At 61.1% G+C, this 18,938-nt stretch carries 18 protein-coding genes; 13 read left to right on the forward strand and 5 right to left on the reverse strand.

Annotated elements, in window-relative coordinates; translation table 11 throughout:
- Positions 1 to 172: 172 nt before the first annotated feature.
- Positions 173 to 2,356 (forward strand): catalase/peroxidase HPI, encoded by a 2,184-nt coding sequence (katG, locus tag QFZ88_RS17695; RefSeq protein WP_024924661.1) that lies wholly within the window; start codon positions 173 to 175, stop codon positions 2,354 to 2,356.
- A gap of 100 nt (positions 2,357 to 2,456) precedes the next feature.
- On the opposite strand, the gene QFZ88_RS17700 is transcribed toward katG, so the two are convergent.
- Positions 2,457 to 3,134 carry an MIP family channel protein gene (locus QFZ88_RS17700; RefSeq protein WP_024924662.1) on the reverse strand — a complete coding sequence of 226 codons (678 nt, stop codon included), beginning with the start codon at positions 3,132 to 3,134 and terminating at the stop codon, positions 2,457 to 2,459.
- A 177-nt stretch (positions 3,135 to 3,311) separates the two neighbouring features.
- On the opposite strand from QFZ88_RS17700, the gene QFZ88_RS17705 reads away from it, so the two are divergent.
- From QFZ88_RS17705 to QFZ88_RS17730, 6 genes are all read left to right on the forward strand, one after another.
- Positions 3,312 to 4,601 (forward strand): RsmB/NOP family class I SAM-dependent RNA methyltransferase, encoded by a 1,290-nt coding sequence (locus QFZ88_RS17705; RefSeq protein ID WP_024924663.1) that lies wholly within the window; start codon positions 3,312 to 3,314, stop codon positions 4,599 to 4,601.
- 103 nt (positions 4,602 to 4,704) lie between these two features.
- Complete coding sequence (locus QFZ88_RS17710) at positions 4,705 to 5,163, forward strand: PaaI family thioesterase (protein WP_024924664.1); 459 nt, start codon at positions 4,705 to 4,707, stop codon at positions 5,161 to 5,163.
- Positions 5,164 to 5,272: 109 nt separating this feature from the next.
- Entirely contained in the window at positions 5,273 to 5,917 is a 645-nt protein-coding gene (locus tag QFZ88_RS17715) for a 5'-methylthioadenosine/S-adenosylhomocysteine nucleosidase (RefSeq protein ID WP_036254379.1), read from the forward strand.
- Positions 5,918 to 6,008: 91 nt separating this feature from the next.
- Positions 6,009 to 7,565, forward strand: coding sequence for a glutamine-hydrolyzing GMP synthase (gene guaA / locus QFZ88_RS17720; RefSeq protein ID WP_024924666.1), 1,557 nt, complete (start codon positions 6,009 to 6,011; stop codon positions 7,563 to 7,565).
- A 293-nt stretch (positions 7,566 to 7,858) separates the two neighbouring features.
- Positions 7,859 to 9,115 (forward strand): tyrosine-type recombinase/integrase, encoded by a 1,257-nt coding sequence (locus QFZ88_RS17725; protein WP_065997779.1) that lies wholly within the window; start codon positions 7,859 to 7,861, stop codon positions 9,113 to 9,115.
- Positions 9,116 to 9,158: 43 nt separating this feature from the next.
- Positions 9,159 to 9,323 carry a hypothetical protein gene (locus QFZ88_RS17730; protein ID WP_167523839.1) on the forward strand — a complete coding sequence of 55 codons (165 nt, stop codon included), beginning with the start codon at positions 9,159 to 9,161 and terminating at the stop codon, positions 9,321 to 9,323.
- Here the strand turns inward: QFZ88_RS17730 and QFZ88_RS17735 are convergent.
- A complete protein-coding gene (locus tag QFZ88_RS17735; RefSeq protein ID WP_083237725.1) occupies positions 9,277 to 9,576 on the reverse strand; it encodes a helix-turn-helix transcriptional regulator in 300 nt (99 codons plus the stop codon). The two genes, QFZ88_RS17730 and QFZ88_RS17735, sit on opposite strands and share 47 nt — an antisense overlap.
- A gap of 234 nt (positions 9,577 to 9,810) precedes the next feature.
- On the opposite strand from QFZ88_RS17735, the gene QFZ88_RS17740 reads away from it, so the two are divergent.
- The gene (locus tag QFZ88_RS17740) at positions 9,811 to 10,272 is read left to right on the forward strand and encodes a Rid family hydrolase (RefSeq protein WP_246192437.1); all 462 of its coding nucleotides are present in this window, start codon (positions 9,811 to 9,813) and stop codon (positions 10,270 to 10,272) included.
- Here QFZ88_RS17740 and QFZ88_RS17745 read toward each other — a convergent pair.
- From QFZ88_RS17745 to QFZ88_RS17755, 3 genes are all read right to left on the reverse strand, one after another.
- Positions 10,269 to 11,141: an isocitrate lyase/phosphoenolpyruvate mutase family protein gene (locus QFZ88_RS17745; protein WP_065997724.1), complete on the reverse strand. Its 873-nt coding sequence runs from the start codon at positions 11,139 to 11,141 to the stop codon at positions 10,269 to 10,271. The two genes, QFZ88_RS17740 and QFZ88_RS17745, sit on opposite strands and share 4 nt — an antisense overlap.
- Positions 11,142 to 11,151: 10 nt before the next feature.
- Positions 11,152 to 12,351, reverse strand: a complete 1,200-nt coding sequence (locus tag QFZ88_RS17750; RefSeq protein WP_065997721.1) for a pyridoxal phosphate-dependent aminotransferase — start codon at positions 12,349 to 12,351, stop codon at positions 11,152 to 11,154.
- A 93-nt stretch (positions 12,352 to 12,444) separates the two neighbouring features.
- Positions 12,445 to 13,368 carry a LysR family transcriptional regulator gene (locus QFZ88_RS17755; RefSeq protein ID WP_017865986.1) on the reverse strand — a complete coding sequence of 308 codons (924 nt, stop codon included), beginning with the start codon at positions 13,366 to 13,368 and terminating at the stop codon, positions 12,445 to 12,447.
- Between the two features lie 126 nt (positions 13,369 to 13,494).
- Between QFZ88_RS17755 and QFZ88_RS17760 the strand changes: the two genes are divergently transcribed.
- The 5 genes from QFZ88_RS17760 to QFZ88_RS17780 are packed head-to-tail and all read left to right on the forward strand — an operon-like array spanning position 13,495 to position 18,892.
- Entirely contained in the window at positions 13,495 to 15,018 is a 1,524-nt protein-coding gene (locus QFZ88_RS17760; protein ID WP_065997719.1) for an alkaline phosphatase family protein, read from the forward strand.
- Entirely contained in the window at positions 15,018 to 16,175 is a 1,158-nt protein-coding gene (locus QFZ88_RS17765; RefSeq protein ID WP_065997775.1) for an ABC transporter ATP-binding protein, read from the forward strand. Before QFZ88_RS17760 ends, QFZ88_RS17765 begins: the two co-directional genes overlap by 1 nt.
- On the forward strand, positions 16,175 to 17,104 hold the full coding sequence (locus QFZ88_RS17770; protein WP_065997714.1) for a carbohydrate ABC transporter permease: 930 nt from the start codon (positions 16,175 to 16,177) through the stop codon (positions 17,102 to 17,104). Before QFZ88_RS17765 ends, QFZ88_RS17770 begins: the two co-directional genes overlap by 1 nt.
- On the forward strand, positions 17,101 to 17,928 hold the full coding sequence (locus tag QFZ88_RS17775; protein ID WP_065997712.1) for a carbohydrate ABC transporter permease: 828 nt from the start codon (positions 17,101 to 17,103) through the stop codon (positions 17,926 to 17,928). Before QFZ88_RS17770 ends, QFZ88_RS17775 begins: the two co-directional genes overlap by 4 nt.
- A 31-nt stretch (positions 17,929 to 17,959) precedes the next feature.
- Entirely contained in the window at positions 17,960 to 18,892 is a 933-nt protein-coding gene (locus QFZ88_RS17780) for a TauD/TfdA dioxygenase family protein (protein ID WP_083237717.1), read from the forward strand.
- Positions 18,893 to 18,938: the final 46 nt, after the last annotated feature.

Genomic DNA, 18,938 nt, shown 5'->3' on the forward strand with positions numbered 1-18,938 from the left:
TAGGTTGCCTGCGTTCCACAATTCGGCGGGCGCCTCGCGGCAGCTCTTCGGCAACCCACCCAGTTCGAGGGAGGCAGCCATCGTCAGCCTCTCTCCAGATCGAAATCTGCCGTGCGCCCCGCGAAAGGGCTTGTGGCCTGGCCTCGTTTGAAATTCACGATTGGAGAAAGAAATGGACGCGAAGACCGACGACAAAAGCGCAGGCAAATGCCCGTTCAGCGGCCATGGACCGAAGAACAACGACTGGTGGCCGAACCAGTTGGACATCCAGATCCTGCATCGGCATTCCAACCTGTCCGACCCGATGGGTGAGACGTTCGACTACGCCAAGGAATTCGAGAGCCTCGACCTCGATGCAGTCATTGCGGATGTGAAGGCCCTGATGACGGATTCGCAGGATTGGTGGCCGGCCGACTTCGGCCACTATGGACCGCTGTTCATCCGCATGGCCTGGCACAGCGCCGGCACCTACCGCATCGGCGATGGCCGTGGCGGCGCCGGCGCCGGGCAGCAGCGTTTTGCCCCGCTGAATTCATGGCCGGACAACGTCAACCTCGACAAGGCGCGCCGGCTGCTTTGGCCGATCAAGCAGAAATACGGTCGCAAGCTCTCCTGGGCCGACCTTTTGATCCTGGCCGGTAACGTTGCGCTGGAATCTATGGGCTTCAAGACCTTCGGTTTCGCCGGTGGCCGGGCCGACGTCTGGGAACCGGAAGAGCTCTACTGGGGTCCCGAAGGCGCCTGGCTCGCCGACGAGCGTTACTCCGGCGATCGCGACTTGCAGAACCCGCTCGGCGCCGTGCAGATGGGCCTGATCTATGTGAATCCGGAAGGGCCGAACGGCAAGCCGGACCCGCTGGCCGCAGCGCGGGACATCCGCGAAACCTTCGCGCGCATGGCGATGAATGACGAGGAGACCGTCGCGCTGATCGCCGGCGGCCACACCTTCGGCAAGACGCACGGCGCCGGCGATGCGAAGCTGGTTGGACCGGAGCCGGAAGCCGCCGGCATCGAGCAGCAGGGTCTGGGCTGGGCCAACGCTTTCGGCACCGGCAAGGGTGGCGACGCCATCGGCAGCGGCCTGGAAGTCATCTGGACGACGACGCCGACCAAATGGACCAACAACTTCTTCTGGAACCTGTTCGGCTACGAGTGGGAACTGACCAAGAGCCCGGCCGGCGCACACCAGTGGACGCCGAAGCATGGCATGGGCGCCGGCACCGTGCCGGACGCGCACGACAAGGGGAAGCGCCACGCACCGTCGATGCTGACCACCGACCTCGCGCTGCGTTTCGACCCGGCCTACGAGAAGATCTCGCGGCGCTTCTACGAGGATCCGGACGCGTTCGCCGATGCCTTCGCACGCGCCTGGTACAAGCTGACGCACCGCGACATGGGTCCCCGCGCCCGTTATCTCGGCCGGCTCGTGCCGAAGGAAGTGCTGGCCTGGCAGGATCCGATCCCGGCGGTCGATCATGCGCTGGTCGACGAAGCTGATATCGCCGCGCTAAAGGCCAAACTCCTGGCGTCCGGCCTGTCGGTGTCGCAGCTGGTGTCGACCGCTTGGGCATCGGCCTCGACCTTCCGCGGCTCCGACAAGCGCGGTGGCGCCAACGGTGCACGCATCCGGCTTGCGCCGCAGAAGGACTGGGCGGTCAATCAGCCGAGCGAACTGAACGCGGTGCTGCAGAAGCTGGAAGCGATCCAGGCGGAGTTCAATGCCGCGCAGTCCGGCGGCAAGAAAGTGTCGCTCGCCGACCTGATCGTGCTCGGCGGTGCCGCCGCGGTCGAGAAGGCGGCCAAGGATGCGGGCCAGGCGGTCACTGTGCCGTTCACGCCCGGCCGCATGGACGCATCGCAGGATGAAACCGACGTCCACTCCTTCGCGCCGCTCGAACCGGTCGCCGATGGTTTCCGCAACTACAGCCGGGGCGCTCACCGCCTCTCGGCGGAGACGCTGCTGGTCGATAAGGCGCAGCTGTTGAACCTGACGGCTCCGGAGATGACCGTGCTGCTCGGCGGCCTGCGTGTCCTCGGCGCCAATGTCGGGCAGTCCACGCATGGCGTGTTCACCGAACGGCCGGAGACGCTGAGCAATGACTTCTTTGTCAACCTGCTCGACATGCGTACCGAGTGGCGGCCCTCTGCCACGGACGGCGTGTTCGAGGGGCGCGACCGCGGCACCGGCGAGGCCCGGTGGACGGGCACGCGCGTCGACCTGATCTTCGGTTCGCACGCGCAGTTGCGCGCGCTCGCCGAAGTCTACGGCAGCGCCGACGCGAAGGGGACGTTCGTGAAGGATTTCGTGGCGGCCTGGAACAAGGTGATGAACGCCGACCGCTTCGACCTCGTCTGAGCCGGCTATACAAAAAAGAACAGGCGCGGATCGCTCCGCGCCTGTTTTGTTTTTGGAAAGTTGGCGACGGCGCCCGTTAGGCGCCGTGCTTGCCCTGCTTTCAGTCTTTCTCGAACATTCCGGTCTTGGCGACGATACCAGCAATGGCGCCGCCGATCAGCGGAGCGACGATGAACAGCCAGAGCTGGCTGATAGCCGCGCCGCCGGTGAACAGCGCCGGGCCGATCGAGCGCGCTGGGTTGAGCGAGGTTCCCGTCACCGGGATGATGGCGAAATGCAGACCCGCCAGCGTCAGGCCGATGACTAGGCCGGCGAAGGCCGTCGTGTGCTTGCCGCTGGTGACCCCTAGAATGACCGTCACGAAGGTGAAGGTTCCGATAAGCTCCCAAAGGAATGCCGAGCGGATGCCCCATTTCGTCTCGTCCCATCCGTTGGCGCCGAAGCCGCCGGTATGGCCGCCGACTTGTCCCGAAACGATGAGCCACAGCGCCAGCGAAGCGATGATGGCGCCGATGATCTGGGCAATCCAATAGGGGATCACGTCTTTTGCCGGCATGCGGCCAGCGAGGAATACGCCAAGCGTCACCGCCGGGTTGAGATGCGCGCCCGAGATTGGTCCGATCGCATAGGCCGCGGCGATGAGGCCGATGCCGAAAGCCAGTCCAATGCCTTCCTGCCCGAGCGGCAGCGCGCCACCGAAACCACCGGTCACGACCGAGGCCGTGCCGATAAACACCAACAGAAATGTACCCAGAACTTCAGCCAAGTAAGATTTCATAGTCCCCTCCTCGAATGGCCCTTGCCAACCGTGGACAAGAGCCGCGAATCGCAAGCGAAAGCCTATGTCCAAGTCGATGCGTTGAAAAGCGTCGCCGGTTGCGCCAGTTCGCCGGCTTGTGCATTCGGGTTGCGCCGGTTACAGCAGGGTTGAAATCAATCATTTGCGGCAGGACGAATGCGACTGGGCGGGCGGCTGGCGGCAGCCATAGAAGTGCTGGAGGATATTGGCCGCAGGCATCGCCCGGCGGCGGATGCCTTGCGGGACTGGGGCCTGTCGCACCGCTTCGCCGGCGGCGGCGACCGCGCGGCCATCGGCAACATCGTTTACGACGCCCTGCGCCGCAGGCGCAGCGCCGGCTGGCTGCTGGGCGACGACACGCCGCGCGCCACCGGTTTCGGCGCGCTGCTGCTGGAATGGGGACAGACCGCGCAATCGCTCAATGCCGCGCTTGAGGGTGACAAGTTCGCGCCTTCGCTGCTGAGCGACGCCGAGCTTGAGACCATCGCCGCGCGCAGGCTGGCTGATGCCCCGGGCGAGGTGAGAGCCGATTGTCCTGATTGGAGCGTGCCGCTGCTCGAGACAGCCTTCGGCGAGGCCTGGGTGGAGGAGGGGGCGGCACTTGCCGCGCGACCACCGCTCGATCTCAGGGTGAACACGCTGAAGGCCGAGCGCGCCAAGGTTCTGGCCGAGCTCGCCGAAACAGGTGCCGAACCGGCGCATCTCGCCACCGAAGGCATCCGCATCGCACCGATTGCTGGCGACGGCCGGCATCCGAACGTCCAGGCAGAGCCGGCTTTCCAGAAGGGCTGGTTCGAGGTGCAGGACGAAGGCTCGCAGATCGCGGCCGAGCTGACCGACGCCAAGCCGGGCATGCAGGTGCTCGACTATTGCGCCGGCGCCGGCGGCAAATCGTTGGCGCTGTCGGCGGCGATGGAGAACAAGGGGCAGATTTTCGCGCATGATGCCGAAAAGCAGCGGCTGGCACCGATCTTCGACCGCATCCGCCGTTCCGACAACCGCAACGTTCAGGTGGTCGCTCGCGAGCAGGAACTGGCGCCTCTGACCGGCCACATGGACATCGTGTTGATCGATGCGCCCTGCACCGGCAGCGGCACCTGGCGGCGGCGGCCGGATGCCAAATGGCGGCTGACGCGCCGCCAGCTCGACGCGCGCAAGGCTGAGCAGTCGGCCATCCTCGATACCGCGAAGGCCTTCGTGAAGCCGGGTGGGCTGCTGGTCTATGTCACCTGCTCGGTCTTTCCCGAGGAGAATGACGAGCAGGTCACGAACTTCCTGGGTCGCGACAACACATTCGCGCCGATCGATCACACGGTGCTTTGGCAGTCTCGCTTCCCAGGGCATGCCGCGTCGGCCCGCATTGCCGTAGGGGGCGGCATCTCGCTGTCGCCGGCATTGAGCGGCACGGACGGCTTCTATTTCTGCGCGCTGCGCAAGGCAGGTTGACCATTCATCGGTTTGCTGCGATGCAGCACAACCATTGCCTGGGAGCCTGGCCTCTGCGATAAGCCGGCTATGCCGAATTCCTTCGGTCTCCAGGGCTGTTGTCATGAGCGCCAAGATCGTCCCCGCCCCGAATTATGAAGAGCGCGTCAGGACCTCCTTCGCGCGCCAGCAGGCCATGGCCACCATCGGCGCCGAACTGACGCTGGTGACACCCGGCATCATCGAGATCGAGATGCCTTATTCGGCGGCTCTCACCCAGCAGCACGGCTTCCTCCATGCCGGCGTGATCTCGACGGCGTTGGATTCGGCCTGCGGTTATGCGGCCTATTCGCTGATGCCGGAAAACTCGGGCGTGCTGACCATCGAGTTCAAGGTGAATCTGCTGGCGCCTGGCAAGGGCGAACGGTTCCTGTTTCGCGGTTCCGTCACCAAGCCCGGTCGCACCATCATCGTGGCAGACGGCCAGGCCTATGCCTTCGCCGCCGACGGCGAGGCCAGGCTGATCGCCACCATGACCGGCACCATGATGACGGTGACTGGGCGCGAGGGGATCGAAGGGTGAGCAGCCGATTCCCGAAGCGAATTCGTCGTGCCGCTGACACGACGAGAGGTTACTGACACGGGGCGTTGCGAGGTCGCGGCCTCTTTGGCCTTGAGGGTGGTGAAACGTCTTGAGCGAGAAATCCGCAGACTTGTCCGTCAAGCTCGGTGGTCGGCGTGTCCTGTTCGTCATGGCTGCCGATGCCGAATATGGCCCGCATCTCAAGCGTCTGTTCACGCCGTACATGACCGGTGTCGGACCGGTCGAGGCCGGTGTCCGTCTTGGTGCCGAACTCGCCCGATTGAAGGCGGAAGCGATGTTGCCGGATTTTGTCGTCTCGCTTGGCTCGGCCGGTTCGCGCCGGCTGGAGCAGACCGGCATCTACCAGGCAACTTCGGTCGCCTATCGCGACATGGACGCCTCGGCGCTCGGCTTTCCGAAGGGCATCACGCCGTTCCTGGATCTGCCGGCTGTTTTGCAATTGCCGCATCAAATTCCGGGAATTGCCGGCGCCTCGCTGTCGACCGGCGCAAACATCGTCTCGGGCGCGGCCTATGACGCGATCGCCGAGGACATGGCCGACATGGAGACCTTTGCCTGCCTGCGCGCCTGCCAGTTGTTCGGCGTTCCGCTGATAGCATTGCGCGGCATTTCGGACGGTGCCGCCGAACTCAAGAATGTCGGCGACTGGACCGAATACCTTCACGTCATCGACGAGAAGCTGGCCGATGCGGTGAGGCTTCTGGAGACCGCGCTCCGCTCGAACACTCTTTAGATCGAGGCGGTCTGGTTTGCCTGGTCGTCGCGACTGGGCTGCGACGCGGCACCCCATTGCGCCGGACTGCTTCTTTCTTTAAAGGCTCGCCATGACGACACATCCCGACACCGTTCTCATCATCGACTTCGGCAGCCAGGTCACGCAGCTGATCGCCAGGCGCGTGCGCGAAGCCGGCATCTATTGCGAAATCGTGCCGTTCCAGTCGGCCGACGAGGCCTTCAAACGCATCCGCCCCAAGGCGGTCATCCTCTCGGGCAGCCCGCATTCCACCGTCGATATCGGCAGCCCGCGCGCGCCGGACGCGGTCTTTTCCGCCGGCATTCCGGTACTCGGCATCTGCTATGGCGAACAGACCATGTGCGCCCAGCTCGGCGGCAAGGTGGAAAGCGGCCATCATCGCGAGTTCGGCCGCGCCTTCCTAGAGGTTGAGCAGGAATGCGCGCTGTTTGACGGCGTCTGGGCCAAGGGTACCCGCCATCAGGTGTGGATGAGCCATGGCGACCGCGTCACCGCGCTACCGCCGGGCTTCAAGGTTGTCGGCACATCGACCGGTGCTCCCTTCGCGGCGATCGCCGACGAAGGGCGCAAATTCTATGCCGTGCAATTCCATCCCGAAGTCGTGCACACGCCCGACGGCGCCAAGCTGTTGCGCAACTTCGTCAACAAGATCGCCGGCCTTACCGGCGACTGGACCATGAAGGCCTATCGCGAACATGCCGTCGAGGCGATCCGCAAGCAGGTCGGCAAGGGTAAGGTCATCTGCGCACTGTCGGGCGGCGTCGATTCTTCCGTCGCCGCTCTGCTGATCCATGAGGCGGTTGGCGACCAGCTGACCTGTATCCTGGTCGACCACGGCCTGATGCGAAAAAACGAGGCGGCCGACGTCGTCGCCATGTTCCGCGAGCATTACAATCTGCCTCTGATCCTGGTCGACGCATCCGACCGTTTCATCTCGGCGCTGGAAGGCGAGTCCGACCCGGAAAAGAAACGCAAGACCATCGGCCGCCTGTTCATCGAAGTGTTCGAGGAAGAGGCGAAGAAGCTGGGTGGTGCCGATTTCCTTGCCCAGGGCACGCTTTATCCCGACGTCATCGAGAGCGTGTCCTTCACGGGTGCCACCTCGTCCACCATCAAGTCGCACCACAATGTCGGCGGCCTGCCGGATCGCATGAAGATGCAACTTGTCGAGCCGCTGCGCGAGCTGTTCAAGGACGAAGTGCGCATCCTGGGCAAGGAGCTAGGCTTGCCGGAAAGCTTCATCGGCCGCCATCCGTTCCCAGGGCCAGGGTTGGCCATTCGTTGTCCGGGCGGCATTACCCGTGAAAAACTGGAGATCCTGCGCGAGGCCGACGCGATCTATCTGGACGAGATCCGCAAGGCAGGCCTCTACGACGCCATCTGGCAGGCCTTCGCCGTGCTGTTGCCGGTGCAGACGGTGGGCGTGATGGGCGATGGCCGTACCTACGAATTCGTCTGCGCGCTGCGCGCCGTAACCTCTGTCGACGGCATGACGGCCGACTTCTACCACTATGACATGGAATTCCTCGGCCGCGCCGCGACCCGTATCATCAACGAAGTGCGCGGCATCAATCGCGTCGTCTACGACGTGACCAGCAAGCCGCCGGGAACCATCGAATGGGAATGATTCAGGCCTATCCGGAAGCCGCCGATTTTACGCCGGAGTTCGATTTAACGCACTGAAATATAATAGTTTTGTCGATTGTGCCTATCGATACCTATCGGTGGGCATAGTTCGCATGTACCGTCACAGCTGACGGCCCTTGCCTATATTGATTGCTGCCGATTTTGAAAGTACCGTCACGGGAAATGAGGCCGGTGACGGTACTTATTTTGGCCTAAGCCATTGCGAACACGCGCATTTTTTCAGCACTGGCCCCCAAAAACCGCATGACGGTACTTTTCGGAGGTGGCACGGCAATGCTGACGGATGCCGCAATTAAGGCCCTGAAACCAAGCGAAAAAATTTACAAGGTCGCCGATCGCGACGGCATGTATGTCCGCGTCATGCCGTCTGGAGCCATATCTTTCCGGCTGGACTACCGGATGAATGGCCGACGCGAGACGGTCTATCTCGGCAAGTATGGGCGTGATGGTATCACTCTCGCGCGGGCGCGCGAGTTGTGCCTGGATGCACGGCGGGCGGTCAGAGAGGGACGTTCACCAGCAATCGAGAAGCAGCGCGAGAAACACCGCCTGAAAGAGGCCAAGAGCTTCGGCGAGTTCGGCGAGAAATGGTTGATGAATGCTTCGATGGCGGACAGCACCAGAGCCATGCGCCGCGCCATATTCGAACGTGAGCTCCTCCCCGTGTGGCGCAATCGCCTGCTTGCGGAAATCACGCCAGACGACCTGCGAGCGCACTGCGCCAAGATCGTCGAGCGCGGCGCTCCAGCCACTGCAATCCACGTGCGGGATATCCTGAAGCAGATCTACGGCTTCGCGATCCTGCATGGAGAGAAGGTGCCCAACCCAGCGGATGAGGTTGGACCCGCCGCGATCGCGACGTTCGTGCCGAGGGATCGCGCCCTATCGCCGGCCGAAATTCGTATCACGCTCAAGCAACTCGAACACGTTCCTACTCTGCCGACCATTCGGCTAGGTATGAAGCTCTACCTTCTGACAATGGTCCGGAAAAGCGAACTTCAGGATGCGGTGTGGGAGGAGGTGGATTTCGAGAATGCGGTCTGGACCATTCCAAAAGAGCGGATGAAGCGTTCGAGGCCTCACAATGTCTATCTCTCGCGCCAAGTCATGGACATTCTGATCGCCCTTAAGACCTGCGCGGGGAATTCGAGATATCTTTTGCCGTCGCGATACGATGCTGACGCGCCGATGTCGCGAGCGACCTTCAACAGAGTGACTTATTCTGTAGTCGAGCATGCCAAGAAGAACGGACTACCTCTGGAACCGTTTACGGTTCACGACCTGAGGCGCACCGGTTCTACCCTCTTGAATGAGCTCGGCTTCAACAGTGATTGGATCGAGAAGTGCCTCGCCCATGAGGATGGACGGTCATCCCGCGGAGTTTACAACAAGGCGGAATATGAGGTTCAACGCCGCCATATGTTGCAGGAATGGGCAGATATCGTCGATGCCTGGGTTGAGGGGAAGAAACGCGGTCCGATACTCGCGCCCCCCGCCACGACGCTGCTTGAGCTTGACCCATCGCTTTGACCCATCGGGTGTTCCATGGCGAACGTCAGGATGCCTGGTCCGTTTGGATGGAGCGGACGACGGTGCTTTTGCCGAGCTTGGACGTTGGCAAGATCCCGGTGATGCCGAGGGCATTCGCTTGATGGTCGATGGAATTATGCCGCGGAAAACTGATCTGGCGTTCATTTCGCCTTCGAAGTGGATCCTGCAACTCGATCCTGACCTTTGACAGGACGGATTCTCCGCTGCCTCACGTCTGGACAGAGCGCTTTGAGAATGGGCTTTGCGCGCCGCGCCGCGAGCCACGCTTGAATTTCGCCAAGATCCCAGACCACGCATCTTGGAGTTAAGGCGAAGCGTCGCGGAAATTCTCCACGCCGCTCCATTTCATAGATGGTGCTATCGGCTAGCGGGACTATCTCCCGCAACTGTTGGCGTCGGATGGTCCGCTGCAGCGTGAACTCGCCAGATGCGTTCGCCATGCTCTGCCTCCCATCGTTCAACGCCTCTCAAGTAAAGTGATCGTTCCTGAAAATTGAAAGGGGTCAGCAGGGATCGTGTGAGAACAGCGCAGTGAAGCGTGTAAATCGGCGGGTTATCGAAAGCACACTCACCAATTGGAACCGCTTCCCAGGGAGACGTGTTGGCTCAAGGCTCCTGCAAGTCGTTCCGCATGGATCCTCAGGCAAGCCGGCAAGTTTGATATCGGTGAACGCGTGTCGTCCAAAGACTGGTTGGACACCGGCTCGTTGCTGGCGATACGATATTCGGAGATGCAGTTCGAACCTATGCCAGCAGGAGCCAATCAGATGAGTGAAGCGCTGATCATCGATCGATCGAAGGGTGTTGCCGCAGGCAGGAGTTCCGGTTCGGGCTTCGGCAATCTCGTTTGGGCGGTTGCGACTTCCGACGACAAGAGTCTCGACCTCAAAGGTCAGGTCGCAGCAGCTTTCGCAAAGATAGACCGGGTGTTGGGCGAACTGGGCACAGACCGTCGGAATTTGCTGTCCGTTACGGTCTTCCTGGCAAACCTGGATGACAAGAAGGCTTTCGATATCGAATGGCTGAGCTGGGTTGGGGACAATCCCGGACATTGGCCGCAGCGCATGTGTATCGGAGCGACGCTGTCGGCCGGCACGTTGGTCGAGATCTCTGTCGTCGCGGCGCGGCCAGGCTAGCGTAGGTAGCGACGCTCATCGGAACGAACGCTTTCCATTCCTTGCAAGTGAAAAACATCTTCTACGGGCAGCAAGTCGCGATGGACTTGCTGGACGCCGCCATCCGCTATGACGCGCAGAAAGGTTTCTTTCATTGCGGTGGCAGCGGCGCGGATCGCGTAATTTCCATAGATTATCATGCGGATGTTTCCCAGCACACGTATGTCAGCCGCATTGAGCTCAGGGTAGGCGTTTGGCACAATGACCAACGGGGCGGCGCCGTTCCACGCTTTTGAGAAGCTCTCGATCTCGCCGGGATCTTTCCTCTTCGAGTGGATAAGGATCATGTCGGCACCAGCCTGCTCATAGGCGTGGGCACGCGCCAACGCTTCATCCTCACCCAGTCCGGCGATCAGCGCCTCTGTGCGTGCAATGACCAGGAAGTCAGGATCCGATCGCGTCGCCAGGGCGGCTTCGATCTTGCCCTGGAATTCTTCGACACGCACTAGGTTGTGATGGCCGTCGACCGCGAGGCTCGTCACCTTTGGGAACGACTTGTCTTCAATGACGATCGCGCTTGAGCCGGATCGCTCATATTCCCGGACCGTGTGAATGACGTTGATCGCGTTGCCGTATCCGGTGTCGACGTCGGCGACGATCGGCAAGGAGGTTCTGCCGGCAACGGCCCGAAGCATATCGAGATGTTGGGTCATCGAGATTAGGCTCATGTCGGGAAGGCCATAAAGCGCCGATAGCTCGAAGCCTGATGCCCATAATCCGTCGAACCCGGCTTGCTCGGCGAGGATCGCCGACAACGGACTGTGGGTCGCCATGACATGGACCAGCCCCTTCTCGGCCATTGCGCGGCGTAGACGTGTCGCTTTGGTCATCGTGGGATCCTCACGTCAGTGCCTCGCACGCATAGATTATCCGTTTGCAGGCCAGATCGAGTTCCGTCTGTGACGACGCATATGAGATCCGCAGAAACGATGGTGCCAGGAATGCCGATCCCGGTACGGCTGCGACGCCGAACTGGTCGAGAAGGTAGTCCGTGAAATCGACGTCGCTGGCAATGATCTTGCCTTGAGGTGTCCGCTTGCCAATCAACCCCGCACATGAGGGAAAGGCATAGAAGGCACCGTCCGGAACAGAACAGCTCAGGCCAGGCGCCCGCGCGAGCAGGCCGACGACAAGGTCCCGGCGCTTTCGGAACTCGGCCACGAAATCCGCGACATAGTGCTGATCTCCGCCGACGGCCTCGACCGCTGCGTATTGCGAGATCGAGCTTGTGTGCGATGAGGTCTGGCCCTGGATCGTGTTCATGGCCTTGATAAGGTGCGTCGGCCCGGCGGCATAACCGACGCGCCAACCCGTCATCGCGCTTGCCTTCGAGACGCCGTTGACGATCACAGTCCGCTCGAACAGGTCTGGGGCGACTGTAAGAATCGAGGCGAAAGGAACCTCGTAGACAAGTTTTTCGTAAATATCGTCCGAAAGCACGTGCACCTGCGGATGGTCTCGCAGGACTTGCGCCAACGCTGAAAGCTCATCAGAAGAATAGACTGCGCCGGTCGGGTTGCATGGCGAATTCAACATCAGCCATTTCGTGCGCTCGGTGATAGCGCCGGCCAGAGCTTCTGCAGTGAGCTTGAAACCGCGTTCCGGCTCGCACGGTACCAGCACCGCAGTCCCGCCCGCCAGAGCGACCATATCCGGATACGAAACCCAGCACGGAGTTGGGATGATGGTTTCATCACCGGCATCAAGGCTGGCATAGAGCGCGTTGAAGATGACCTGCTTGGCGCCACAACCAACAGTCACATCGTCGGCACGATAATCCACCCCATAATCGCGCTTTAGTTTGGCGCAGATTGCCTCGCGCAGCTGCGTGGCGCCGGCAACGGCAGTATAGCGCGTCAGACCCTTGCCAATGGCACGCACTCCAGCGTCGCAAATTGCCGCCGGTGTCGGGAAATCGGGCTCGCCCTGACTGAGAACAATGACATTGACTCCGCTGGTTCTCAGAGCCGCGGCGCGCGCAGTCATCGCCTTTGTTTCGGATGGGCGGACAAGCTGGAGCCGGTTTGAAAGTATCGTCATTGCAAAGACCTCGACTTCATATCGAGGCCGGTCTGCGCATTTTGTTTTTACCCATCAACTTGGGCCATCTAGCAACTGAATGCCATTCATCGACTATTTCGATGCGGCGCCCAGCAATTTGGACTTGGGTTGGTCTTCCTTGCACAAGCGCACGAGCCATCGGCAGAACATTCGCGCCAGATCCAGATTTTGACTGCGGTCGACTGCATGGGCGTGATACTGCATACCGCTCGGCGTACGGGTACCTTTGACGATTTCCAGCAATCCCTGCTTGATCAGATCCCGGACAAGGACCTCCGGGGTCACCAGAAGGCTTCTTCCGTGCGCTATCGCGGGAAGCGCCAGATAGTGATGGTCGTATCGAGCGCCCAGCTTGATGTCTTCCTGGCGGATGTCCATCCCCCGCAACCAGGTTGGAAGAGTATCTGGACGAGAGGTGATGGAGACGATCGGAACGCGTGTCACGATATCGATCTCCTTGCCGGCAACTTGTCGCGGAGAGCCGACGCAAACCAAGTCCTCGTTGAGCAGAACCCATCTGTCGGAAGGTTCGGCCAAGGCTAGATCGCGCGTAATCAGCACGTCGAAATTGTCGGCTGACGTCGGTTGGGAGAGCGTGGTGACAACGTCGACCACCGCGCCGCCGGCCTCGGTCGAAAACGCCTGGATGTTCGGGATGAGAAGCGTCGAGGCGAAGGTCGGCAGCGATGTCCTGACGAGAATTCGGTTCAGATCCGTCTGCCTGCGCTTCATGCGCTGCGCTGTAAAATAAATGGTGTCGAGCGGCTCGCTGACGGCGGTGGCGAAGAGCCTCCCGAACGCGGTGAGTTCGGAGTTGCGTCCCCGCCGCTCGACAAGTTTCGAGCCGAGATAGTCTTCGAGGACGGCCAGGTGCCGGCTCACCGCGCTTTGCGCGATGCCCAATACGACTGCGGCTCGCGTGACGCTCTTCTCACGCGCGATCACGGCGAAGGCCCGCACAGAGTTGAGCGGCAGCGATTCATGTCCCTCGGGCAAAACAGTTCCCTTTCTAAAAAACGGGGGGATCACATTGGGACGGATTTGGTTCGAATTATTCGATGATTGTCACAGGAGCGTAACAGCGGCCCGGTAGCCCAAATTCCATCAACCAGGCTCGGGCCGATGCCAGAAACCAAATTCGTAATCGTCAGTTTTGATGGGCTGCGGCCGGATCTGATCGACGATCAGCAGACACCAAATCTCGTCCGGCTCAAGAAGCTTGGCACGACGCTCGCGGCGCAGCGAACGATCTATCCAAGTGAAACCAGGACTGCTTTCCCAAGTTTCGTGACCGGAAGCACAGCAGCCGTTCATGGGATGGTCGGCAACAAATACGTCGATCGCAGCGTCAACCCGCAACGCTATATAGACACGGCTGATGCGGTCCTGCTGGATCGGCTGGATCGGGAAAGCGGCGGCCAGCTTATGAGCGCACCTACTTTGGGCGAGCTGCTTGGGCGCGCCGGTCGAAGCCTTGCGGTCCTAGCCTCCAACACGCCCGGCACGACGCGGCTCTTCCACCACAAAGCCGAGGCCTTCGGCCATGTCCGTTTGTCCGGCCATTTTCCCGAAGCCTGCACGCCCAAACATGTCCTAGACGATGTTGTTACACGTTACGGGCCCCTGCCGCCGGTCCCTCCTGTCGGGGAGCCGGACCTCGATGCGCAGACGCTGATCACCACGATCTTTCTCGACTACCTGTGGCCCGAGCGGACTCCGGACGTGACCATTCTGTCCTATGGCGAGCCGGATACCTGTTCTCACCACAATGGTACGGGTGCTGCCGCGACCCGCCGGGTGATCAAACACTGTGATGCTGAATTTGGGCGTATTCTGGACTGGTGGGAAGCCGAGGGACGGGCCGCAGGCGTACAGATCATCGCGCTGTCGGACCATGGCCACATTACCGCACATACACGCGTCTCCGTTGCCGATTGTCTTTCCGACGTCGGCTTCAATCCGGGAACCGCGCCAGCGCCGGACGTTGACGTCGTTGTCGTGCCCGGACAGGTCGGCGCTCTCTACCTTGCCGACCGCAGCAGCGAACAGCTGACACGGCTCGTCGGCGCGCTGAGCGAATTTCCCTGGGTCGGTCCAGTGTTCACGGCGCCCGGAAACGAAATCGAGGGGGTCGTCCCGGGAACCTTTGCAAGCAGCCTGGTCATGGCGAACCACGAACGGGCCCCTGATGTCTATTTTGCCTTTCGCGCGGACGACCGCAGGGATCGGTTCGGTCTCGTAGGCGGGACGTTCTACGACAATGCGAGGATGCCTGGCCTTGGCGTCCATGGCGGCTTGCACTCCAAGGAACTGGCCTCGGTCGGCATTGTCGCGGGGTCAAAGTTCCTGGCCGGTGGACACGTCTCCAAAGTGCCGTCCGGTATTTGCGACGTCGTCCCTACCATCCTTGAGGCTCTCGATATGCAGCCACCTTCGAGCATGACGGGGCGCGTGCTTTCGGAAGTGCTAGCTCGGCGATCGGCTGTCGCGCCTCTCTTGGCGAGTGTCACTCAGGTTTCCGAAATCCGGTCCGGCGGCCTCCTGCAGCGTATTCAGCGGACGCAGGTGGGATCGGCAGTCTACCTGGATGGCGGATGGGCTGAGGCTGCCGGTGCCGGCGTGATCAAAACGACAGAGGTGGCATGATGTCTGGCGTGCTGTTCACCGACATCTCGAAATCATATGGAACCAGCCAGGTTCTGTGCAATCTGAGCCTTGCTGTCGAAGACGGTGAATTCCTCACTTTGCTCGGGCCGTCGGGCTGCGGCAAGTCGACCCTCCTGCGCATACTGGCAGGTCTGGAGCCTCAAGATAAAGGCAGCGTTTCGATCGGCGGGCGCGTTGTCGACGGTTTGCGTGCAAAGCAGCGCGACATCGCGATGGTGTTCCAGTCCTATGCGCTCTATCCGCATATGACCGTCGCCGAAAACATCGGTCTGCCGCTCAAGATGCGGCGACTGTCATCCTTGCAGCGCCTGCCGCTGCTTGGGCGCTTTCTTCCGGGAACGGCACAGGCGAAAGCTGCAATCGAGGAAGAGGTCCAGCAGGCAGCCGGCGCGGTTGGAATTGATCATCTCCTGACCCGCAAGCCCGGCCAGCTTTCCGGTGGCCAGCGACAGCGCGTGGCGGTAGGTCGCGCCATGGTGCGCCATCCCGCGGTCTTCCTGATGGATGAACCTCTATCCAATCTGGACGCAAAACTGCGCGTCCAGATGCGCTCCGAAATAAAGGAACTGCATCGGCGGCTGGGCGTCACCTTCATCTATGTTACCCATGATCAATCCGAGGCGATGACGCTTTCGGATCGGGTCGCGGTGATGCTCGACGGCGAATTGCTGCAGGTGGCTCCGCCCCAGCAAATCTATGCCAATCCGACCGATCGCCGGGTCGCCGAATTCGTGGGCAGTCCCAAGATCAGCATGCTCGACGGCGTGGTTCGCCAGCGCGGTCATATCGAGGCGGGTGGAGTCAGCTTCGCCACCAATGTCGCTCTCGACATTGGTGCTGAGGTCACGCTGGGCATTCGGCCGGAAGCCTTTCATCTTTGCGACCGCAACGAACCAGGAGCGATCGCCGGAACCATCCGGCTGATCGAACATATGGGTTCCGACCTGTTTGTGCATCTCGCGCTGAACGCCGGCGAGCCACTTGTGGCACGCCTTCTGGCCGAGCGGGCTCCGCATCTTGCCCACGGCCAACTCGTCAATCTCAGCGTGCGCCCTGACCGGTTTCTGGTCTTCGATAAGGGCGGTGAACGCCTGCTGCCCGCCGCCAGCGTAACGCCCCTGAGGGAGATTGCCTGATGACGGCCAGTGTCGAGGTCTTCCCGAGCGCTCGGCCCGTGCCCAAACCCGCTTCTGCGGTTGGCGAGGCTCTGTCCGCTTATTGCCTGGCGGGGCCGGCTGCCTTTTTGCTGCTCTGCCTTTTTGTCCTTCCAATTGGAGGCGTGTTGGTCATTGCCGTGACAGACTGGCAATTCGGCGCGCGCACCATGTCCTTCGTGGGGACACGCAACTTTTCCGAACTTTTCTCCGACAAGGCCTTTCGCGCGTCGCTTGCCAACACAATCCTCTACGTGTTGATGGTGGTGCCGGGATCCGTTTTCCTGGGGCTTTTCATCGCCCTGTTGATCGAAAGCGGAAAATCGCTTCGCGCCTTTTACCGCGCCATCCATTTCATACCCTTCATGGCGACGCTGGCTGCCATGGCGATTGCCTGGGAAGCGCTGCTGCATCCCACGATCGGCCTCGTCAACCAGACGCTTTCAGCACTCGGTCTTCCGACTGCCAACTGGTTGCGCGACGAGAAGACCGTTCTGCCGGTTCTGGCCGTGATCGCCATCTGGCAGAACCTTGGCTTTGCCATGGTACTTTTCCTTGCCGGGCTGAAGTCCATCCCGCGCGATCTCTACGACGCCGCGGACATTGATGGTGCAGACAGCTGGCTCGACCGGCTGCGCACCGTTACCTTGCCGATGCTCGGGCCAGTAACGATGTTTGTCGTCATCGTCGTCGCACTGCGTGCCTTCGAAGCATTCGATACCGTCCAGATCCTCACCAAGGGCGGACCAGGCAACGCTTCAGAAGTTCTGCTCTACACGCTCTATCGCGAAAGCTTCGAATATCTGCGCACCGGCTATGGGGCCGCGGTCACCATCGTCTTTCTGACCATCGTGATCGCACTCACGCTTATTCAGGCTCGCGTCATGGACAGGCGGGTGCACTACTCATGAGAACAGATTGGCCCGGCGCGATTGCCCGCCACGTTATTTTGCTGACGACGGCCGCCCTCGTGTCGGTGCCCTTTGTCTGGATGGTATCCTTGTCCGTGAAGTCGCCGGGCGAGATTTTTCGTGGCTCCTTCTCTCTGCTGCCTCGACACTGGAATCTGGTTGAGAACTATGGTCGGGCACTGACGGCATCTCCACTGCCGAAATTCATGCTGAACGGCGTCGGCATTTGTCTGGCTATCTTGGTACTGCAGATTCTGGTGTGCGCGCCGCCCGCCTACGCACTCGCCAAACTCCAATTCAAGGGCCGCAATCTGCTGTTCGGGCTGGTGCTGATCGGTCTCTTGATCCCCCACCAGGTGTTGGCGCTGCCGCAATTCATCATGGGATACCAACTCGGCATCTTGAACACCTATGCTGCGCTGATCTTCCCATTCATCGTATCGCCATTCGGCATCTTCCTGATGCGGCAGTTCTTCAAGACAATACCGGACGATGTGGTCCACGCGGCACGGCTCGATGGACTTTCGGAGTTTGCCATCGTCTGGCGCGTCATGGTGCCGATGGCCCTGCCGGCAATCATTGCCTTTTCCATCTTCTCGGTCGTCAGCCATTGGAACGACCTGTTCTGGCCGCTGATTGCCGTTCGTTCCGAAGAAATGATGCCGCCGCCTTTGGGCATCATGACGTTCAAGAACGAAGAGGCCGGCAGCGATTACGGCCCGCTCATGGCGGCGTCGACCCTCGTCGTCGCGCCTCTCATAATCGCTTTTCTGGCCGCCCAGCGCTGGTTCGTCGAAGGCCTGACCGGCGGAGCCATCAAATGAAGCAGACATCATCAGTTCAGGGAGCAATGCAATGCCGGCCAGGTTGAGAGCGGATGTTGAAAGGCCATTTGAAATCGTCACAGGGCCAGAGATGATCGGAGGCGATGTGCAGGGCATATCTGCCGGTGACGTTTTGGACCCGGGCAATCCTTGGATTGCTGAATCCCTCAAGCGCGCCTTGAACCAATATCTCGTCCTGCGCTTCCGTAACATGCAGATGGACGATAACCAGCTTGTCGCATTTGCCCAGCTCTTCGGCCCCCTGCAGAACGACCGCCACAATCATCAAGAACCCAAGTCGAGCCAATCGGGACCCGCAGAGCTGAAGGTCCTGTCCAACGCCGTAGGACCCGACGGTCTTCCGATCGGCGACAAGGGCGCAGTCGCCCAGATCTGGCATACGGATGGATCGTTCAAACCGGCGCCGATGAATTACTCCATCCTCTATTGCAAGAAGGCGCCGGCGAACCCGCCCAGAACGGGTTTCTTGAGTGCATACCATGTGTACGAGTCGCTCACTGCGGAGTTACGGCGAGAGATTGCGCCCTTGCGTGCCATCCACAGTCTCCACAACCGTTCCCAGGGACTCTGGGACTTCTGGGAAGGACCTTCGGTGAGCGTGGAACGGCGCGCGGAGGGAACATCGCATCCGCTGGTGAGATTGCACTCCGAGACGCGCCGCCCACTGCTTTATCTGCCGCGGCGCCGCGATGCCCTGATTGAAGGCAAATCACCGGAAGAAAGCCGGAACCTGATGGAGCGGCTGTGGGCCGAGGTGTTCCGCGGTGGCGAACAATTCAGCATCGCGCTGGAAGCCGAAGATCTTGTCATTTTCGACAATCGGGCGGTTCTTCACAATCGGGAGGGCTGGGACAGCGGCCAAGAGCGGGTCGTTGTTCACATCGCTGCAGGCGAAGAAAAGCCGATCGCTGCCTATGAGCGTTCAAAGCTGTTGGACGGCTGATTGCGGGGCGGCCGATCGGACTGATCACAAAGGGGTTGAGCACGCC

The sequence above is a fragment of the Mesorhizobium sp. YL-MeA3-2017 genome (assembly GCF_030814575.1).
Lineage (GTDB): Bacteria > Pseudomonadota > Alphaproteobacteria > Rhizobiales > Rhizobiaceae > Mesorhizobium > Mesorhizobium terrae.